17 protein-coding genes are annotated in these 16,049 nt (G+C 49.6%); 10 read left to right on the top strand and 7 right to left on the bottom strand.

Features of this window, described 5'->3' with window-relative positions; all coding sequences use genetic code 11:
* The first annotated feature begins 116 nt into the window (after window positions 1-116).
* The 3 genes from A8707_RS01020 to A8707_RS01010 all read left to right on the top strand — a co-directional run bounded on the left by A8707_RS01020 (window position 117) and on the right by A8707_RS01010 (window position 3,544).
* On the top strand, window positions 117-1,550 hold the full coding sequence (locus tag A8707_RS01020; protein WP_068814403.1) for a circularly permuted type 2 ATP-grasp protein: 1,434 nt from the start codon (window positions 117-119) through the stop codon (window positions 1,548-1,550).
* Window positions 1,551-1,573: 23 nt separating this feature from the next.
* Window positions 1,574-2,527 (top strand): alpha-E domain-containing protein, encoded by a 954-nt coding sequence (locus tag A8707_RS01015; RefSeq protein ID WP_068814402.1) that lies wholly within the window; start codon window positions 1,574-1,576, stop codon window positions 2,525-2,527.
* 147 nt (window positions 2,528-2,674) lie between these two features.
* Entirely contained in the window at window positions 2,675-3,544 is an 870-nt protein-coding gene (locus tag A8707_RS01010; protein WP_068814489.1) for a transglutaminase family protein, read from the top strand.
* Here the strand turns inward: A8707_RS01010 and A8707_RS01005 are convergent.
* From A8707_RS01005 to pyrR, 3 genes are read right to left on the bottom strand one after another with little or no spacing between them, the layout of a single operon-like run.
* On the bottom strand, window positions 3,529-4,287 hold the full coding sequence (locus A8707_RS01005; RefSeq protein ID WP_068814401.1) for a proteasome-type protease: 759 nt from the start codon (window positions 4,285-4,287) through the stop codon (window positions 3,529-3,531). The genes A8707_RS01010 and A8707_RS01005 overlap by 16 nt on opposite strands.
* Window positions 4,288-4,332: 45 nt before the next feature.
* Window positions 4,333-5,367 (bottom strand): type 2 isopentenyl-diphosphate Delta-isomerase, encoded by a 1,035-nt coding sequence (gene fni / locus A8707_RS01000; protein ID WP_068814400.1) that lies wholly within the window; start codon window positions 5,365-5,367, stop codon window positions 4,333-4,335.
* Between the two features lie 42 nt (window positions 5,368-5,409).
* Window positions 5,410-5,946 carry a bifunctional pyr operon transcriptional regulator/uracil phosphoribosyltransferase PyrR gene (pyrR, locus tag A8707_RS00995; protein ID WP_068814399.1) on the bottom strand — a complete coding sequence of 179 codons (537 nt, stop codon included), beginning with the start codon at window positions 5,944-5,946 and terminating at the stop codon, window positions 5,410-5,412.
* Window positions 5,947-6,180: 234 nt separating this feature from the next.
* On the opposite strand from pyrR, the gene A8707_RS00990 reads away from it, so the two are divergent.
* The 5 genes from A8707_RS00990 to A8707_RS00970 all read left to right on the top strand — a co-directional run bounded on the left by A8707_RS00990 (window position 6,181) and on the right by A8707_RS00970 (window position 10,259).
* Window positions 6,181-6,495, top strand: coding sequence for a hypothetical protein (locus tag A8707_RS00990; protein WP_068814398.1), 315 nt, complete (start codon window positions 6,181-6,183; stop codon window positions 6,493-6,495).
* Window positions 6,496-6,616: 121 nt separating this feature from the next.
* Window positions 6,617-7,558: a tetratricopeptide repeat protein gene (locus tag A8707_RS00985; protein ID WP_068814397.1), complete on the top strand. Its 942-nt coding sequence runs from the start codon at window positions 6,617-6,619 to the stop codon at window positions 7,556-7,558.
* Window positions 7,559-8,059 (top strand): 2-amino-4-hydroxy-6-hydroxymethyldihydropteridine diphosphokinase, encoded by a 501-nt coding sequence (gene folK / locus A8707_RS00980; protein WP_068814396.1) that lies wholly within the window; start codon window positions 7,559-7,561, stop codon window positions 8,057-8,059.
* A 28-nt stretch (window positions 8,060-8,087) separates the two neighbouring features.
* A complete protein-coding gene (locus tag A8707_RS00975; protein ID WP_068814395.1) occupies window positions 8,088-8,636 on the top strand; it encodes an NUDIX hydrolase in 549 nt (182 codons plus the stop codon).
* Window positions 8,637-8,807: 171 nt separating this feature from the next.
* Window positions 8,808-10,259 carry an FAD-binding domain-containing protein gene (locus A8707_RS00970; RefSeq protein WP_068814394.1) on the top strand — a complete coding sequence of 484 codons (1,452 nt, stop codon included), beginning with the start codon at window positions 8,808-8,810 and terminating at the stop codon, window positions 10,257-10,259.
* Here the strand turns inward: A8707_RS00970 and A8707_RS00965 are convergent.
* Together A8707_RS00965 and A8707_RS00960 are read right to left on the bottom strand one after the other, a co-directional pair.
* The gene (locus tag A8707_RS00965; protein WP_068814393.1) at window positions 10,252-10,947 is read right to left on the bottom strand and encodes a Uma2 family endonuclease; all 696 of its coding nucleotides are present in this window, start codon (window positions 10,945-10,947) and stop codon (window positions 10,252-10,254) included. The two genes, A8707_RS00970 and A8707_RS00965, sit on opposite strands and share 8 nt — an antisense overlap.
* Before the next feature lie 44 nt (window positions 10,948-10,991).
* Window positions 10,992-11,837, bottom strand: a complete 846-nt coding sequence (locus A8707_RS00960; protein WP_068814392.1) for a glycosyl hydrolase 108 family protein — start codon at window positions 11,835-11,837, stop codon at window positions 10,992-10,994.
* 169 nt (window positions 11,838-12,006) lie between these two features.
* On the opposite strand from A8707_RS00960, the gene A8707_RS00955 reads away from it, so the two are divergent.
* Window positions 12,007-13,449 (top strand): glycoside hydrolase family 13 protein, encoded by a 1,443-nt coding sequence (locus tag A8707_RS00955; protein WP_068814391.1) that lies wholly within the window; start codon window positions 12,007-12,009, stop codon window positions 13,447-13,449.
* A gap of 217 nt (window positions 13,450-13,666) precedes the next feature.
* Window positions 13,667-14,014 carry a ChaB family protein gene (locus A8707_RS00950; RefSeq protein ID WP_231947883.1) on the top strand — a complete coding sequence of 116 codons (348 nt, stop codon included), beginning with the start codon at window positions 13,667-13,669 and terminating at the stop codon, window positions 14,012-14,014.
* 150 nt (window positions 14,015-14,164) lie between these two features.
* On the opposite strand, the gene A8707_RS00945 is transcribed toward A8707_RS00950, so the two are convergent.
* Together A8707_RS00945 and A8707_RS00940 are read right to left on the bottom strand one after the other, a co-directional pair.
* Window positions 14,165-15,337 carry a zinc-dependent alcohol dehydrogenase gene (locus A8707_RS00945; protein WP_068814390.1) on the bottom strand — a complete coding sequence of 391 codons (1,173 nt, stop codon included), beginning with the start codon at window positions 15,335-15,337 and terminating at the stop codon, window positions 14,165-14,167.
* A gap of 229 nt (window positions 15,338-15,566) precedes the next feature.
* Window positions 15,567-16,022: a hypothetical protein gene (locus tag A8707_RS00940; RefSeq protein WP_068814389.1), complete on the bottom strand. Its 456-nt coding sequence runs from the start codon at window positions 16,020-16,022 to the stop codon at window positions 15,567-15,569.
* Window positions 16,023-16,049 lie beyond the last annotated feature (27 nt).

The raw sequence follows: 16,049 nt of genomic DNA, 5'->3' as shown, positions 1-16,049 counted from the left end.
TTTCTTCACAGCGATCGCGGTTCTAAAAATAGATTAATGTAGTTGCCGCTACAGTTTAAAGTCAGGGGCAACTCTATTCATAAGAAGATGACGGTTAAACTCATTGGGCGATCGCTGTGAATTTGGATGACTATAATCCTGGAGATTTCTATGATGAACTGTTCATTGAGCAAGGAACGCCTCGATCGGATGCGGTTCTATTAGTCGATCGCATCAATTCGCTGTCGATGGAAGAATTGCAGCGACGGCAGCAGTCGGCTCAAATTGCGCTATTCAAAATGGGAGTTACCTTTAATGTTTATGGTGACACAGAGGGCACCGAGCGAATTTTTCCGTTTGATATCATTCCTCGTATTGTCTCGGCAGCCGAGTGGGCAAAGCTAGAAAAAGGCTTAAAACAGCGCATTTATGCTCTCAATCAGTTCTTAGCTGATATTTATGGAGAGCAAAAAATCATTCGCGATGGTGTGATCCCGGCAGAATTAATCTACTCGGCAACGGGGTTTCTCAAACAGTGTGTCGGAGTCAAACCACCAGAAGGTATTTGGTGCCACATCACCGGGACGGATTTAGTACGCGATCGGGCGGGTGAGTGGTATGTCTTAGAAGACAATCTGCGCTGTCCGTCGGGGGTGTCTTATGTGCTAGAAAGTCGGCGGGTGATGAAAAGCACGCTGCCTCTCGTCTTTGAGCGGATGAAGATTCAGCCTGTCGAAGAATATCCCAGTCATTTGCTCGAAACGCTGCTAAATCTGGCTCCCGATCATTTGCCCGATCCCACGGTTGTGCTGCTGACTCCTGGAATCTACAACTCGGCTTACTTTGAGCAGTCGTTTCTCGCACAGCAAATGGGAGTCGAACTGGTCGAAGGGCGCGATTTAGTCGTATCAGACGGCTATCTGCAAATGCGGACGACGAAAGGCTTAAAGCGTGTCGATGTCGTCTATCGCCGCATTGATGACGAATTTATCGATCCGTTGGCGTTTCGTCCCGATTCTCTTTTGGGGATTCCGGGGTTGATGGAGGTCTATCGAGCCGGACGAGTCGGACTTGCCAACGCCCTAGGAACCGGAGTTGCGGACGATAAAGTCATTTATGCCTTTGTCCCGGCGATGATTCGCTACTATTTGGACGAAGAGCCGATTCTTGCCAATGTGCCGACGTATCTCTGCTGGGAGCCGCAGCAGCAAAGCCATGTCTTAGCCAATTTAGATCAGTTGGTCGTCAAATGCGCTAACGAGTCGGGTGGATATGGAATGCTGATCGGTCCTCATTCGACGCAGGCGCAGCGCGACGAGTTTGCCGAAAAGATCAAGGCACAGCCTCGCAATTACATTGCTCAACCGACGCTTTCACTGTCTCGTGTGCCGTCCCTGATTGGCGATCGGTTTGAGGGTTGTCACGTCGATTTGCGTCCTTATGTGCTCTATGGCAAAGAGATTTATGTCAATCCGGGTGGGTTGACTCGCGTGGCGCTCAAGAAAGGATCTCTCGTCGTCAACTCCTCGCAGGGTGGCGGCAGCAAAGATACGTGGGTCGTTTCTAAATAACCGAGTAAATCACAAAAGTTTCTATGCTGAGTCGTGTTGCTGATTCGATTTATTGGCTAAACCGTTATATTGAGCGGGCAGAAAATATTGCTCGATTTATAGACGTTAATTTGAATTTGCTGTTGGATTCTCCGATCGGAGTCACCCAACAATGGGAGCCGTTAGTCTTAACGACTGGAGATTTGCCTCTGTTTAAAGAACGCTATGGAGAGGCGACCGCTGAGAATGTAATCCGGTTTCTCACGTTTGACCGCAATTATTCCAATTCGATTTTGTCGTGTTTAAATTCGGCGCGGGAAAATGCTCGATCGGTGCGAGAAATCATCTCGTCTGAAATGTGGCAACAGGTGAATGCGTTTTATTTCATGGTCAAAGAGGCGGCTCAATCTACCGCCCCGTCTCAGTTGCCAGAATTTTTTAGTGAAGTGAAACTCGCTAGTCACCTGTTTGCTGGCATCACCAATGCGACGATGACTCACAACGAAGGCTGGCATTTTGGACAAATTGGCAGACTTTTAGAACGAGCCGACAAAACGACCCGGATTCTGGACGTAAAGTATTTTATTTTGCTGCCGTCGGTCAAAGATGTAGGCACGATGCTGGATGACTTGCAGTGGATGGCATTACTGCGATCGGCGAGTGCTTACGAGATGTATCGCAAACAGGGGTTGCATCGGATTACGCCAATGTCGGTGGCAAAGTTTTTGGTCTTAGAGCGAGATTTTCCGCGATCGATTCGGTTTTGCATTCAGCAAGGGGAGCGATCGCTGCATGAAATTACAGGAACTCCGATCGGGACGTGGTGCAATCCTGCGGAGCGTACATTAGGACGATTGCGATCGGACTTGGATTATTTGACGATCGATGAAATCGTTCAGGTCGGGCTGCACGAATTTTTAGATAGTCTACAGCGTCGTATGAATGAAGTGGGCAAGAATGTCTTTGAGACCTTTTTTGCATCGCAACCTGTTCATTGAAAAGATGAGGGATGAAATGGTCGAATTGGGTGCTCGATCGAATTTGTGAATGAATGCGGTGGCTGTTGGTTTACCCGATAGCGTGGAGACGTTCCGGTGGAACGTCTCCACGGGGTTTGTGGGTTTTGTTTCTGGTTGCTTTTTTTCGTGCTTTACCAAATTTCACACACTACGACTTATAAATATGGTCAGCCTGTGACGTTGCAGCCTCATCTGGTGCGGCTGCGTCCGCGATCGAATGGCTGGCAAACGCTCAAACTGTTCTCGCTGCAAGTGACTCCGATGCCGAGTTCGCGATCGCAGATTGTCGATCTCGATGGCAATGCTCTAATCAAAGTGTGGTTTCCGCCTGAGAAGACTGACTCTCTGCACGTTCAGGCGCAGTCGCAGATTGAAACTCACGAGTCAAATCCGTTTAACTATTTGATGGAACCTTGGGCGGCACGGCTTCCGATCGATTATCCCGCGTCGCTGTTGTTGCAGCTTCAGCCCTATCTGACCGGACAAAATGTCCTTTATGGAACGTCCGTCGATCCGATCGCCCTTCAGCTTGCTCAAGACATCAACCACGCAGTTTCGGGTGACACTATCAACTTCTTAGGAACTCTCAATCAACGCATTTACGAAACCTGTCGCTATCTAGTGCGCGAAACCGGAGCGCCTCTATCACCGGGAATCACTTGGTCAGAAAAACAGGGATCGTGTCGAGACTTGACGGTTCTCTTCATCGAAGTGTGTCGAGCGATCGGACTTGCGGCGCGGTTTGTCAGCGGCTATCAAGAAGGCGACCCTGATCAAGGCGATCGACATCTTCACGCCTGGGCTGAGGTTTATTTGCCGGGTGCAGGATGGCGAGGCTATGACTCGACGCATGGATTAGCGGTCAGCGATCGTCACATTGCCCTCGTCGCCAGCGCTGTTTCTAACTATGCGGCTCCGATTTCTGGCAGCTTTAGTCAAGGCGGAAATATTCAATCTACCATTCACTATCAGATTCAAATTCAAGGGTTATCTTGATCGGATTCTGAAGACTGATCCCAGTCAATATTAGGCATTCGTTCAAATGCCTCGTTGAGATGACCTTCCCAAAACCTCCGAATCTGAGCGAGATAAGGTGCACCCCGATCGAGCCGAAGCTCATAGCGAATTTTGAAACTATCCGCTTCATACATGACGACATTAATCGGCGGACCGACTGAAATATTTGACTTCATCGTGGAATCGATCGACAGCAGCGCACACTTCGCCGCCGCCTCTAATGACGTGTCAAAATTGAGGACTCGATCGAGAATCGGCTTACCATATTTCGCCTCGCCAATCTGCAAAAATGGCGTTTCTCTAGACGCTTGAATGCAGTTGCCCTGGCTATAGATCATATACAGTTCCGGTTCTTCACCTCGAATCTGTCCGCCCAGCAAAAACGTGCATTTGAAGTCGATGCGATCTTTTTCGAGCCACGATCGATCCTGCTCTTGAATCTGCCGGGTTTTGCCGCCAATGTATCGAGCGATCTCATACAGATTGGGCAGCGTATGCAGGTTAATCGGTTCCTGAACTTTAATGTCTCGTTTGAGCAGCGTCAAAACAGATTGAGTCACCGACAGATTGCCCGACGTGCAGAGCAAAATGACCCGCTCTCCGGGTAGCGAAAAGTCAAACAGCTTTTGGTGGGTCGAAACATAGTCAACCCCGGCATTTGTGCGAGAGTCAGCAGCCATCACCAAGCCAGCGCTGGTTAAAATTCCGAGGCAATAGGTCATTGATGAATCAAAGAGACAACGTTTAGATTTTAGAGCCTATGCCCGTTAAACAGCCTTCAAAGTTCCCGATCGCTTTAAGTCAGCAAGCGTTGCATTTCCGGTACAAAAAAGCACTGTTGTGATTTCTGCGATCAGCACATCGGCTAAGGCATGAGCCGCTTCTTCCGACTCGTTCGCTGCTTGCAAAAATGGAAACGCCAGCCCTGCAAGATCGGCACCCAGCGCGATCGTCTTCGCAATCTCTAATCCGTTTCGCAACCCGCCCGACGCGATTAGGGGAACATCTGGAGAAATAGATCGCACTGCCACAATGCACTCGGCGGTTGGAATGCCCCAATCGGCAAATGTTGCGCCCAGCCGACGCTGTTTGTCGTCGGTTGCCCGTTCGCTCTCGACCTTTGCCCACGACGTGCCGCCTGCTCCTGCTACGTCGATCGCGGCGACTCCTGCCGCAATCAATTTTTGGGCGATCGGGGCAGAAATTCCGTTGCCCACTTCTTTGACAATCACCGGAACGGAAAGTTTGTCACACAGCCCTGCAATTTTCTCTAGCAAGCCGCGAAAGTTAGTATCTCCCTTTGTCTGCACACATTCTTGCAGCGGATTGAGGTGCAAAATCAGGGCATCGGCTTCAAGCTGTTCGATGACTCGCAGACACTCATCAATGCCATAGCGATAGTTAAGCTGAACTGCTCCCAGATTGGCGAACAGAACGGCATCAGGCGCGATCGCTCTCATCGCAAAAGTGTCTGCCACTTGAGGATTTTCGACCGCCACGCGCTGAGACCCTACGCCCATCGCCAGCTTGTAATGTTGAGCGATCGTGGCTAGTCGCTGGTTAATCTGCTTTGCGATCTCCGTTCCCCCGGTCATTGAGGAAATCAGAATCGGTGCGCCTAGCTTTTTGCCTAAAAATGAGGTGCTGAGATTGATATCATCGCGATCGAGATCGGGCAAACAGTTATGAACAAACCGATAATGCTCCAATCCATTCGTCACGTCTCGACACTGCACCTGTTCGTCAAGACAAATGCGAAGGTGATCAGCTTTGCGAATTTGGGTGTCTGCAAAAGAATTCATAGAAATGTCAGATACTCAATAATTCTTCTAACGTAACTGAATTCATCCCTTGATGAGTTCCACGCCATCTCGTCCATCGATATCTTGCACATAAACTTTGACCGTTTCTTCTTTAGCTGTGGGCAGCTTTTTGCCCGTGAAGTCGGGATGAATCGGCACCTCACGATGTCCGCGATCGACCAGCACCGCTAATCGAATCACTTCAGGTCTGCCATGATCAATCACGGCATCTAACGCGGCTCGAATCGTTCGCCCTTTATAGATCACGTCATCGACCAGCACCACAGTTTTGCCCGAAAGATCAAACGGGATGTTGGTTTTAGCAGGGGTGCGAACCGCGATCGTATCCAGGTCATCGCGGTAAAAGGTGATGTCGATCGCTCCGATCGCCACGCGCACTCCTTCCAACGCTTCGATTTGCTCGGCTAACTTTTCAGCTAGTGGCACTCCTCTGGTATAGATTCCTAAGAGCACCAATTTTGAGAGATTGCCCGATTTCTCGACGATTTGGGAGGCTAACCGAGTTAGAGTCCGACGGATTTCGTTAGACGAGAGAATTTCGATCTGTTCTAGCGGCATGAGACGGTGGAATTCACTTTCTTGTACATTAAGCGGTGTTGCGGGTTCCGTCTAGATAATCCTTGTCCACCAAATTCTACCGATCGTGAAGCGATGTAAAAATTTCTGCATTTAGATGTCAAAAATGAGGAGACGCTGAATAGTCGCTTTACATTAGAGGTTTACAGAACTTTTTGCCGGAAAGCTCTTTTTGCAAAAAGTCTCCAGCTAGACCGCCATTGCGAGGCACCTTTTATGAATAACCTGAAAAAATATCGAGTTGTGTGCACCCTCTCATTTGGGGACGTTTACGGTCAGATTATGATCTGGCTGATTGTGATTTTCATCAGTTTGGCGGCTGCAATGGCTCTGATGGGCGCGGCTCGTCCGGTCTATGCATTGGCAACAGTTGGGCTAGTGCTAGTGCTGTCTTTGCCGTTTCTCCTGTTCTCATTTGTGACCACGTTGCTCAACCACATTGAGCTATCACAAGTTGACCCGGCTGCACAATCGCAATATGCTACGTCTGCGACTCCTGCAAGCCAGCAATCTGCTCAAGCAGCTAGCTAACCGATTTGGGCACTGAGTCACTAAAGACGGGTACATAGAATTCGTCTATTGCCCGTTTTTGATCGTCGATCGCCTGTCTAAGAGACTATATTGAATACGCTGTAGATTTCGAGGCAATCCTGTGGCTGAAAAGCGAAAGAATCGTTGGCTGCTGAACGTGGTGTTGATTATCGCAACCGTGGGTTTGTTGGGGGTGTCGATCATTCCTCTGCTCAGTGCGACGTTTACCCCTCAAAAAAATACGGTCGCGACTCCTAGCCCAACGCAGTCAGTCGAAGCCAAAAAAGCAGACGTTGAGGCGCAGGCAAGAGGCTATGAAGAAGTTCTCAAGCGTGAGCCAGATAACCAGACTGCCCTACGAGGATTGCTAGAAGCGCGGCTGAGATTAACCGATATTAAGGGGGCGATCGAGCCGCTCGAAAAGTTAGCCAAGCTGAATCCGGCTCAGTCTGAATATGCAGTGTTGCTGGCTCAAGCCAAGCAGCAGACCGGAGACAAAGAGGGAGCCGCTCAGGCATATCGCAATATTCTCAACACCAAACCGGGCGACCTGAATGCGCTGCAAGGATTAGCCGGACTGTTGATTGAGCAGCAGCGACCCGAAGCGGCGATCGGAATGCTGCAAGACACGCTCAAAACCGCACCCCAAGCGAATAAAAATCAGGCAGGTAGCGTCGACGTGACAGCCGTTCAAGTGTTGCTCGGTCGAGTGTTTGCGTCTCAAAAACGCTACAGCGAAGCCGTCAATGTCTTTGATGAAGCGATTCAGGGCAATAAGCAAGACTTTCAGCCTGTGTTTGGCAAAGCACTGGTGTTAAAGGCGCAGGGCAAAGCAGATCAGGCAAAACCCCTGTTTGACACGGCAGTTTCGCTGGCACCTGCTCAATATAAAGACCAGATTCAAAAGGCGGCGAGTAATGCCCCTCCGGGCGCAACCAGTGCCCCTTCGAGTGCGCCGACTAGCCCAAGTGCGGCTCCGACTTCTGCGGCTCCTAGCTCAGAGGCAAGTCCGGCTCCGAGTGCTGCGCCTAAGAGTGAAGCTGAGAAAAGCGAGAAGAACTAATTGCAATCCGTCTTGTGTGCGGTCGCCCTTGGCAGTAACCTGGGCGACTCTCAAACGATTCTAAAGTCTGCACTCGAAGCTCTCGATCGCACGCCGGGGATCAGCGTCGAGCAGCAGTCACACGGCTACTTAACGAAAGCGCTGACTCTGCCTGATAGCCCTCCTCAGCCCGATTATCTCAACCAGTGTGCCTTACTGAAAACGACGCTCACCCCGCACGAGTTGCTCTACGCTCTTTTAGAGGTTGAGCGTCAGTTTGGCAGAGTCAGACAGCAGCGATGGAGTGCGCGAACCCTTGACTTAGACTTGCTCCTGTTTGATGATGTAATCTTAAATACGCCTGATTTGCAAATCCCCCATCCTCGGATGTGCGATCGTGCCTTTGTTCTCGTTCCCCTAGCAGAAATTGCCCCTGACTGGGTGGAGCCTGTGACGGGTGCTACGATCGCTCAACTCGCTCAACGGGTGGATCACTCAGGGATCAAGCAGGCTATCTTTTAGAAACGTTTACCCTTTACCTCTTTTGCTTATGGCTTTGGGTTCAGAACCGCCTCAGTTGCTCAAACAGCGCCTTTCCTACAAGGGTCGCAAGTTTAGTTTTGAAGTCAATCGACTGCGCTTGCCCAACAAATCTGAGGGCGAGTGGGAGTGCGTGCGCCATCCGGGAGGAGCGCTGGCAGTCCCGGTTAGACCCGATGGCAGACTGGTGCTGACTCGCCAATATCGCTTCACCGTGCAGGGGCGACTGTTAGAGTTTCCGGCAGGGACGCTTGAAGTGGGTGAAGACCCAGCGGGAACGATCGAGCGCGAGATTCAAGAAGAAGTCGGCTATCGAGCAGGCACTTTAAAGAAACTCGGTGAGTTCTTTTTGGCTCCTGGCTATTCAGATGAAATTATCTATACGTTTCTGGCAACGGATCTAGAATTGCTCGAAAATCCTCCTCAGCAAGACGACGATGAGGATATTGAAACGGTTCTCATGAGTCCTGAAGAAGTCGAACAGGCGATCTATTCAGGTGATCTGACGGATGCTAAGTCAATCTGTAGCTTTATGCTGGCGAAACCGTTCTTGACTTAAGAGATAGTAGAGAGTAGACCTCCTGCACGAATCCTCCACCCTCACCCTAGCCCTCTCCCGAAGGAGAGGGGACAAGATTTCTAGCTCCCTTCTCCCCAGGGAGAAGGGTTGGGGATGAGGGTGTATTCGGTCAGGAAGCCTAGTATAGCCATTCTCTCTCTGCTAACTTCTATGTCTGATCTAATTTTATTTTTGCATCGTCGAGATTTGCGAACCGCGGACAATGTGGGGCTGGCGATCGCACGTCAACGATCGCCCAAAGTCGTCGGCGTTTTTTGTTTCGATCCCAACCTGTTGCAGCGAGATGATGTCGCCCCAGCGCGGGTCACGTATATGATCGGGAGTCTGCGATCGCTCCAGCAGCGCTACGCCGAAGCCGGAAGTCAATTACTCATCCTCAACGCCGATCCCCGAACCGCGGTTCCCAAGTTAGCCAAGGCACTCAACGCCCAAGCCGTTTTCTGGAACTGGGATGTCGAACCCTATTCTCAAGAGCGCGATCGAGCCATGATTTCCGCTCTCAACCAAGCTGGAATCGAGGTTAAAACCTCTTGGGATCAGTTGATGCACTCTCCTGAAGAGATCAAGTCTGGTTCGGGTTCGCCTTACACCGTCTACAGTCCGTTTTGGCGGAACTGGGTCAGCAAACCCAAAGCAGAGCCGATGCCCGATTTTGTGGGAGCGGAAGGGTTGACTGAAGCAGAGGCAGAAACTGCAAAACAAGCGGGCACGATCGCGCTCCCCACCGCCAAAGATTTGGGGTTTGTTTGGGACAACTCGTTAATGTTGGAACCGGGCGAACAGGCTGCACAAGAGCGATTAGAAGAATTTTGTCAGTCAGCAATCAATGCCTATCAGGAGCAGCGCAACTTCCCGGCAAATCCGGGCACGTCGTTGTTGAGTGCAGCCCTCAAGTTTGGCGTGATTGGCGTGCGAACCGTTTGGGCAGCAACATTGACAGCATTAGAGCAAAGCCGCAGTGATGAAACTCAAGCCAGCATTCAGACCTGGCGGCAAGAGTTGGCGTGGCGAGAATTTTATCAGCACGTTATGTATTTCTTTCCAGAGTTGGCAGAAGGGGCATACCGCAAAGTGCTCAAAACCTTTCCGTGGGAGAACAACGAGGAGTACTTTCAGGCGTGGTGTGAAGGTCGGACGGGGTATCCGATCGTCGATGCTGCTATGCGTCAAATGAACGAAGCTGCCTGGATGCACAACCGTTGCCGCATGATCGTTGCCAGTTTCTTAACCAAAGATCTGTTGGTCGATTTTAGGCTCGGCGAGAAGTATTTTATGCAAAGACTCTACGATGGCGATCTGTCTGCCAACAATGGCGGCTGGCAGTGGAGCGCATCGAGCGGCATGGACCCCAAACCACTGCGAATCTTCAATCCTGCGAGTCAGGCGAAAAAGTTTGATGCAGACGCAGACTACATTCGCGAATGGTTGCCAGAATTGCGAAGTGTTGACACCAAAGATTTGATTACGGGAGAGATTTCGCAATCCGATCGCGATCGCTGTGGTTATCCATCTCCGATCGTCGATCACAATCAACAGCAACGCAAATTCAAAGAGCAATATCAACAGCAGAGAGCGATCGTGGGCAGCGAACCCGCTAGCTGATTTGATCGGGATCGACTCCAAGCGATCGCAGATATTCAGCCAGTTGATCTGCACGTTCAGCCAGTTGATCCGCACGTTGACGTTCTTGAATCGCGGCTTCATCGGGTGTCGGAACTAAATCTCCATTCCTTGTAAAGTAGCGAAGTTGTTTGCTTTCAATCCCCAAGAAAAGCTCTAGTTCTTCACTCCAGCGCCAACCGTTTGCAGTGAGAGCGATCGGCTCATAACGATGTCCCACTAAACGAAACCCTTCAAACTCCAGGGTGTCTGGAGAAAACCAGAAGTATTCGGGAGTCCGAAAGCGATCTTGATAAAGGGTTTTTTTAAGGCTGCGATCGATGTCGGCAGTCGAAGTTGAGAGCAATTCGATAATCAGATTCGGATATTTGCCGTCTTCTTCCCACGTCACCCAGGCGTTGCGAGGTCGGCGATCGGTCTGCTGAATTAAGAAAAAATCGGGTCCGCGAAAGTCACGGTTTCGCAGTTGTTGGCGGCTGAAGTAAATGGTGAGATTTGCGCCGATAAAGAAATCGTTGCGATCGCGCCACAGAAATTCGAGACAGGCGACCAATAACGCCAGTTGCGCGTAATGTAACGAACTTTCCATCTCTGGCTCATCGCTCAAAAGTTTGCTAGCATCGGGCATCGCGGCTTCTAGCTGCTGGGCGGTTATGCCTGTGATGTGCATAGAATTTTATGACGCAGGTTAGGTTTATTATCGGTGATCGCGCTTTAAGCGATCGAGACATCCAGGCTTTGCAAAAATCCGCCCAGGTCATTATCTCGGTTTAGCCAGCCCGTTAGAAAGACCCCTTGAGTGGGGTTAGAATTTACGCGCTGATTGCGATAGTAAATCCGACCCCGAACGATTTTTTGAGCGGTTTGAGCGTTGTTGTTGGCTAACAGAGCCGCCTGAGTTCCTGGACCAAAAATGCCATCGGCGCTGATCTCCAGTGCTTCTTGCAAAAACTCGATCGCGCCTCCCACTCCAAAGTTAACAGCAGTGTCAAAATGAGCGATCGCTAATGGCAACACCATAATATTGGCTTGTGAAGGCTTCCAATACATCGACAAATAGATGTCATGAACTTCTGCATCGGTGATCAAATCCACTCTGCGAGTCGAGAGCCGATTGTTGATCCGGTAGGTGTTGTAGGTGTCTTGAGTCACGCCCTTGTTGGTGGCACCACCGGGATCATCAGGATGATTCACATAGCCGCCTTCCCAGAGCAGGGTGAATTTAAGAGCCGTTGCCAGTGCATCGGACGTGGGCTGAGGTTTTGCTACCAACGTTGGCGTAACTGGCATTACCGGAGGACGGGTATCGATCAGCTTCCGAGCAAAAGTGGCTCCAAACACGCCCGTGCTGGAGTTGTTGAGATGAGCCGCTTTGCAAAAGCGATCGAGCGCATCTTTAGTCATCGCCCCAAACACACCATCAATCGCAGTGCTGGGATCTCCGGTGAGAAACCCGATCGCGCTGAGGCGAGTTTGCAGATCGGTGACGAGTTCTTTGTCGCTCGTCAGGGTTGATAAGTTAACAACGGTGTTGTGTTCGACTAAATCTTTTAATTGCATGGCGTGACCCTCAAATTATGGGTATCTTGCCTCACTCAGAAAGTCAGGATTGATTTTCTACCTAAAATTTAATATTTGCCTCCTAAACCCTGCTTTTTCTACCAGAGGTAGGACTGTAGAAATTGTTGAGTGCTTGTAACCTAGCGATAAAGGGACTAGAAAGGCACTCATGCAAATTCAAACACCAGACTGGGTGAAACACGCGGTTTTTTATCAAATTTTCCCCGATCGCTTTGCCAAAAGTCAGACGGCACGCAAGCGGCTGCATCACCACGATCGCTGGGAAGATTGGCACGCCATTCCAACGCTGCAAGGCTATAAAGGAGGCGACCTTTGGGGTGTGACTGAAAAGCTCGACTATATTCAAGATTTGGGCATCAATGCGATTTACTTTACGCCCATCTTTCAATCGGCTAGCAATCACCGATATCACACTCACGATTATTATCAGGTCGACCCAATGTTGGGCGGCAATGATGCGTTTCAAGCCCTGTTAGAAGAGTCGCATCGACGAGATATTAAGGTCGTTTTAGATGGAGTATTTAATCACTCTAGTCGCGGTTTTTTCTTCTTTCATGATGTGCTTGAAAACGGTCCGCATTCTCCTTGGGTTGACTGGTTTAAAGTTTATGAATGGCCCGTCAATGCCTATAACGGCGAATATCCTGCTAACTACGAAGGGTGGGACGGCAATCGCGCGTTACCTGTGTTTAATCACGACAATTCCGAGGTGCGCGAATACATCATGGAGATTGCCGAATATTGGATTAAATTCGGCGTAGATGGCTGGCGATTAGATGTGCCATTTGAGATCAAAACGCCTGGATTTTGGCAAGAATTCCGCGATCGGGTCAAAGCCGTCAATCCCGAAGCCTACATCGTGGGTGAGGTGTGGGGTGACTCACGCCAATGGCTTGATGGAACGCAGTTTGATGGCGTGATGAACTATCTGTTTACAGGTCCGACGATCGCGTTTGTGGCGGGCGATCGAGTCGATATCAGTCAAGTGCAAAGCCGAGATTATCAACCCTCTCCTCCTCTGTTTGCGGCGGAGTATGCTGAAAAAATTCGGGCACTGTTGGCGCTCTATGATTGGGAGATTCAGCTCACTCAACTCAATCTCTTAGCCAGTCACGATACGGCTCGGCTGCTGTCGATCGCGGACGGTGATCAGCCCAGCGTCGAACTCGCGACCCTATTGCTGCTGACGTTTCCGGGTGCGCCCAGCATTTATTATGGTGACGAAGTTGGGTTGCCAGGTGCCCTCGATCCTGATTCTCGTCGTGGCTTTCCACTTAAATCTGATTGGAATTACAAGATATTTGAGTGTCACCGACAACTGATTGCGCTGCGTCACGCTCATCCGGCTTTGCGAACGGGAAACTACAAAGTTCTTCACGCTGAAGGAACCGTTTATGTATTTGCTCGCACACTAGGAGATGACACCTTAGTGATTGCAGTCAATGCAGGAACAACTTCGGCTGAACTCACGCTCAATCAATCCGACCTAAAGCCCCAAAGTAAGCTGTTGTATGGCTCTGCTGACATCCAGTGGGTTGAGCAACATTTGGAACTGCATCTGCCTGGGCGATCGGGCTGTGTGTTGGGCTGACCCAAGATAGAGGCGGTTTTGTAACGTAACTCAGATCTTGCACCTGAGCTAAAACCACGCTTGTTGAGAATAAAAAAGTCTAAAAGTCCTTCTGCTCCGTTGCAAAATCGGCTTATTGAGATTGGTGCAAGATGTCAGGTAACCTACATTTGGGAAGAGGACGCGTCTAGAGGGGCTGCTTATCATGATCTCAGATTTTAACCCTAGGAGAATTGATATGTCAGAAGAGCAAATGGGTACGCAGATCGGAGAACCCTCTGAGGAGGCAATGTCTAACCGAGACTCCGATCAAGAAGCCGCAAAACGAGATGATGCAGATGTCGATCAGCAAAGTATGGGTCTACCTGCTGAAGTAACTGACAAACTGCTGGATGGATCTGAGCAGGTATTTTTAGCGGCGTTTCAAAACTCTCAAAACGATGGTCTCAGCAAAGATGCTGCGATGAGTGTTGCTTGGAATAGCGTCAAGCAGGGTTTTGAGCGTGGTCAGGATGGAAGCTGGCACCGCAAACAAAAACCGGATGACAAAACTATCAGTTCAGGCGTTGAGTCTAGCGCTAACTAAACTGATGTGTGACCCGTTATCTTTTATAATCAACCACTGCTGAGGATTATATTCTATTCAGATTCTTAGGTGTGTTGTGGTGTTTCTGCAACACACCTTTTTTTGCATAAAAAAATCCCCAACTTCAAATTGGGGATCTTCCGACAGCTTCTATAGCTTGATTACAACCTTGATACAATTGTCTTTCTTGTGCTTAAAGGTTTCGTAAGCTTGAGGAGCATCGTCGATCGAGATCCGATGCGTAATCACAAACGAAGGGTCGATGTCGCCGTTTTGAATGTGTTTCATCAAAGGGTCAAGGTATTTATGGACGTGGGTTTGACCCATTTTCATCGTCAGCCCTTTGTTAAACGCTGCTCCAAACGGTATCTTGTCCAAAATGCCGCCGTACACTCCTGGAATCGAAACGGTGCCGCCTTTGCCACACGCGACGATGACCTGTCTCAAGGCAGTTGGGCGATCGGTTTCCAATCGAACGGCTTGTTTCGCTTTGTCGTAGAGATAATCGGGACCTGTGCCGTGAGCTTCCATGCCGACCGCATCGATACAGGAATCGGGTCCGCGTCCTCCAGTCATTTCTTTGAGGGCTTCGCCTGCATCTACTTCTTCGTAGTTAATGACTTCTGTTGCGCCTGCTTGCTCTTTTGCCATTTTTAAGCGATCGGGAAAGCGATCGATCGCGATCACTCGCTCCGCTCCCAGTAAGAAGGCACTGCGAATCGCAAACTGCCCAACCGGACCACAACCCCAAATCGCAACGGTGTCTCCAGGTTTGATATTGCAGTTCTCTGCTGCCATGTAGCCCGTCGGAAAAATGTCGCTCAGAAATAGCACTTGATCGTCAGTCAAGCCTTCAGGAACTTTGTATAAACCCACATCTGCAAAGGGAACACGGGCATATTCTGCTTGACCCCCAGCATAGCCGCCAAAAATGTGAGAATAGCCAAACAGTCCTGCTGCGGAGTAACCGTATAACGCTTCTGCCATAAACGCATTGGGATTCGAGTTATCGCACAATGACCACTGGGCAGTTTTGCAGCTATAACAGCTTCCACACGAAATCGTGAATGGAACGATGACCCGATCGCCAATGCTTAAATTCTTGACTCCAGTACCCAGCTCGACGATTTCACCCATAAACTCGTGCCCCATAATGTCGCCCGACATCATACTGGGGATAAAGCCGTCATAGAGGTGCAGGTCAGAGCCACAAATCGCGGTTGAGGTGATTTTGACGATCGCATCGCGAGGGTTAAGAATTTTTGGGTCAGGCACATTTTCGACTCGAACGTCTTTTGCACCGCGCCAGCAAACTGCTTTCATTTGAGGGTTCTCCACAGTGAATTTGTGAATCAGGGGTAATGGATTCTCAAGTGCAATCCATTACCCATTGATGATTTATTTGAGCGTTGTTAGTGTTGACAATCTATCGCTTTGTCTGGTAGTAACCAGGTTTCGATAAGTTTGTCATATCTCTAGCGTTAGATTTTATCGCTTCCTTGCTTTCCTTTGCCGCAGCCTTAGATTTGTCTGCGATATCTTCAACGACTTGTCAAGATTTACCTGTGACCGTATCAGTCGCTTTTCCAACTTCGTCTGCGGCATCGTCTGCTTTCCCAGTTAGCTGTCTGCCAAACTTTTTGGTGCTTTCAGGAATTGGCTCGTTAAGGTTGAGCTTTTCTTTGACGTTTTCAGCCGCTTCTTTGATTTTTTCTTCGGCAGTGCTGATTAAAGGATCGCCTTTTGGTCGATCGGTGATTCGGTCTTGAGCGCTCGTCTTCAGAACGTCTTTTGTGGTGTCTAAAGTGCCGTGATTTTTAAGAATCTCTGAAGAGTCTAACGCTTTCAGATTTCGGGTTGCCTCTTGAACACTATCAGCCTCTTTGATTACTTGTTTTGCCGCATCAGGCGTGACCGCTGCCACCGCTTGAAACGTTGCAGGATTGCTAAATAACAAACCCACAAATAACAGAATGCTGGATAGGAGAGTGGTTAATGATTTGAGCATTTGAGTCGCAGCCAGTAAATAAAGAAT

Origin of the sequence: Phormidesmis priestleyi BC1401 (genome assembly GCF_001650195.1) — a bacterium.
In the GTDB taxonomy this organism is placed as follows: Bacteria; Cyanobacteriota; Cyanobacteriia; order Leptolyngbyales; family Leptolyngbyaceae; genus Phormidesmis_A; species Phormidesmis_A priestleyi_B.
The sequence above is the reverse complement of the archived record's forward strand: the minus strand, read 5'-3'. Positions and strand labels throughout refer to the sequence as shown.

What these genes read in the sequence shown, in the direction of transcription:
- A8707_RS01015 (WP_068814402.1), top strand. Translation starts at nt 1,574, where the DNA reads ATGCTGAGTCGTGTTGCTGATTCGATTTATTGGCTAAACCGTTATATT.
- A8707_RS01005 (WP_068814401.1), bottom strand. Translation starts at nt 4,287, where the DNA reads ATGACCTATTGCCTCGGAATTTTAACCAGCGCTGGCTTGGTGATGGCT.
- fni (WP_068814400.1), bottom strand. Translation starts at nt 5,367, where the DNA reads ATGAATTCTTTTGCAGACACCCAAATTCGCAAAGCTGATCACCTTCGC.
- pyrR (WP_068814399.1), bottom strand. Translation starts at nt 5,946, where the DNA reads ATGCCGCTAGAACAGATCGAAATTCTCTCGTCTAACGAAATCCGTCGG.
- A8707_RS00990 (WP_068814398.1), top strand. Translation starts at nt 6,181, where the DNA reads ATGAATAACCTGAAAAAATATCGAGTTGTGTGCACCCTCTCATTTGGG.
- A8707_RS00975 (WP_068814395.1), top strand. Translation starts at nt 8,088, where the DNA reads ATGGCTTTGGGTTCAGAACCGCCTCAGTTGCTCAAACAGCGCCTTTCC.
- A8707_RS00970 (WP_068814394.1), top strand. Translation starts at nt 8,808, where the DNA reads ATGTCTGATCTAATTTTATTTTTGCATCGTCGAGATTTGCGAACCGCG.
- A8707_RS00965 (WP_068814393.1), bottom strand. Translation starts at nt 10,947, where the DNA reads ATGCACATCACAGGCATAACCGCCCAGCAGCTAGAAGCCGCGATGCCC.
- A8707_RS00960 (WP_068814392.1), bottom strand. Translation starts at nt 11,837, where the DNA reads ATGCAATTAAAAGATTTAGTCGAACACAACACCGTTGTTAACTTATCA.
- A8707_RS00955 (WP_068814391.1), top strand. Translation starts at nt 12,007, where the DNA reads ATGCAAATTCAAACACCAGACTGGGTGAAACACGCGGTTTTTTATCAA.
- A8707_RS00950 (WP_231947883.1), top strand. Translation starts at nt 13,667, where the DNA reads ATGTCAGAAGAGCAAATGGGTACGCAGATCGGAGAACCCTCTGAGGAG.
- A8707_RS00945 (WP_068814390.1), bottom strand. Translation starts at nt 15,337, where the DNA reads ATGAAAGCAGTTTGCTGGCGCGGTGCAAAAGACGTTCGAGTCGAAAAT.
- A8707_RS00940 (WP_068814389.1), bottom strand. Translation starts at nt 16,022, where the DNA reads ATGCTCAAATCATTAACCACTCTCCTATCCAGCATTCTGTTATTTGTG.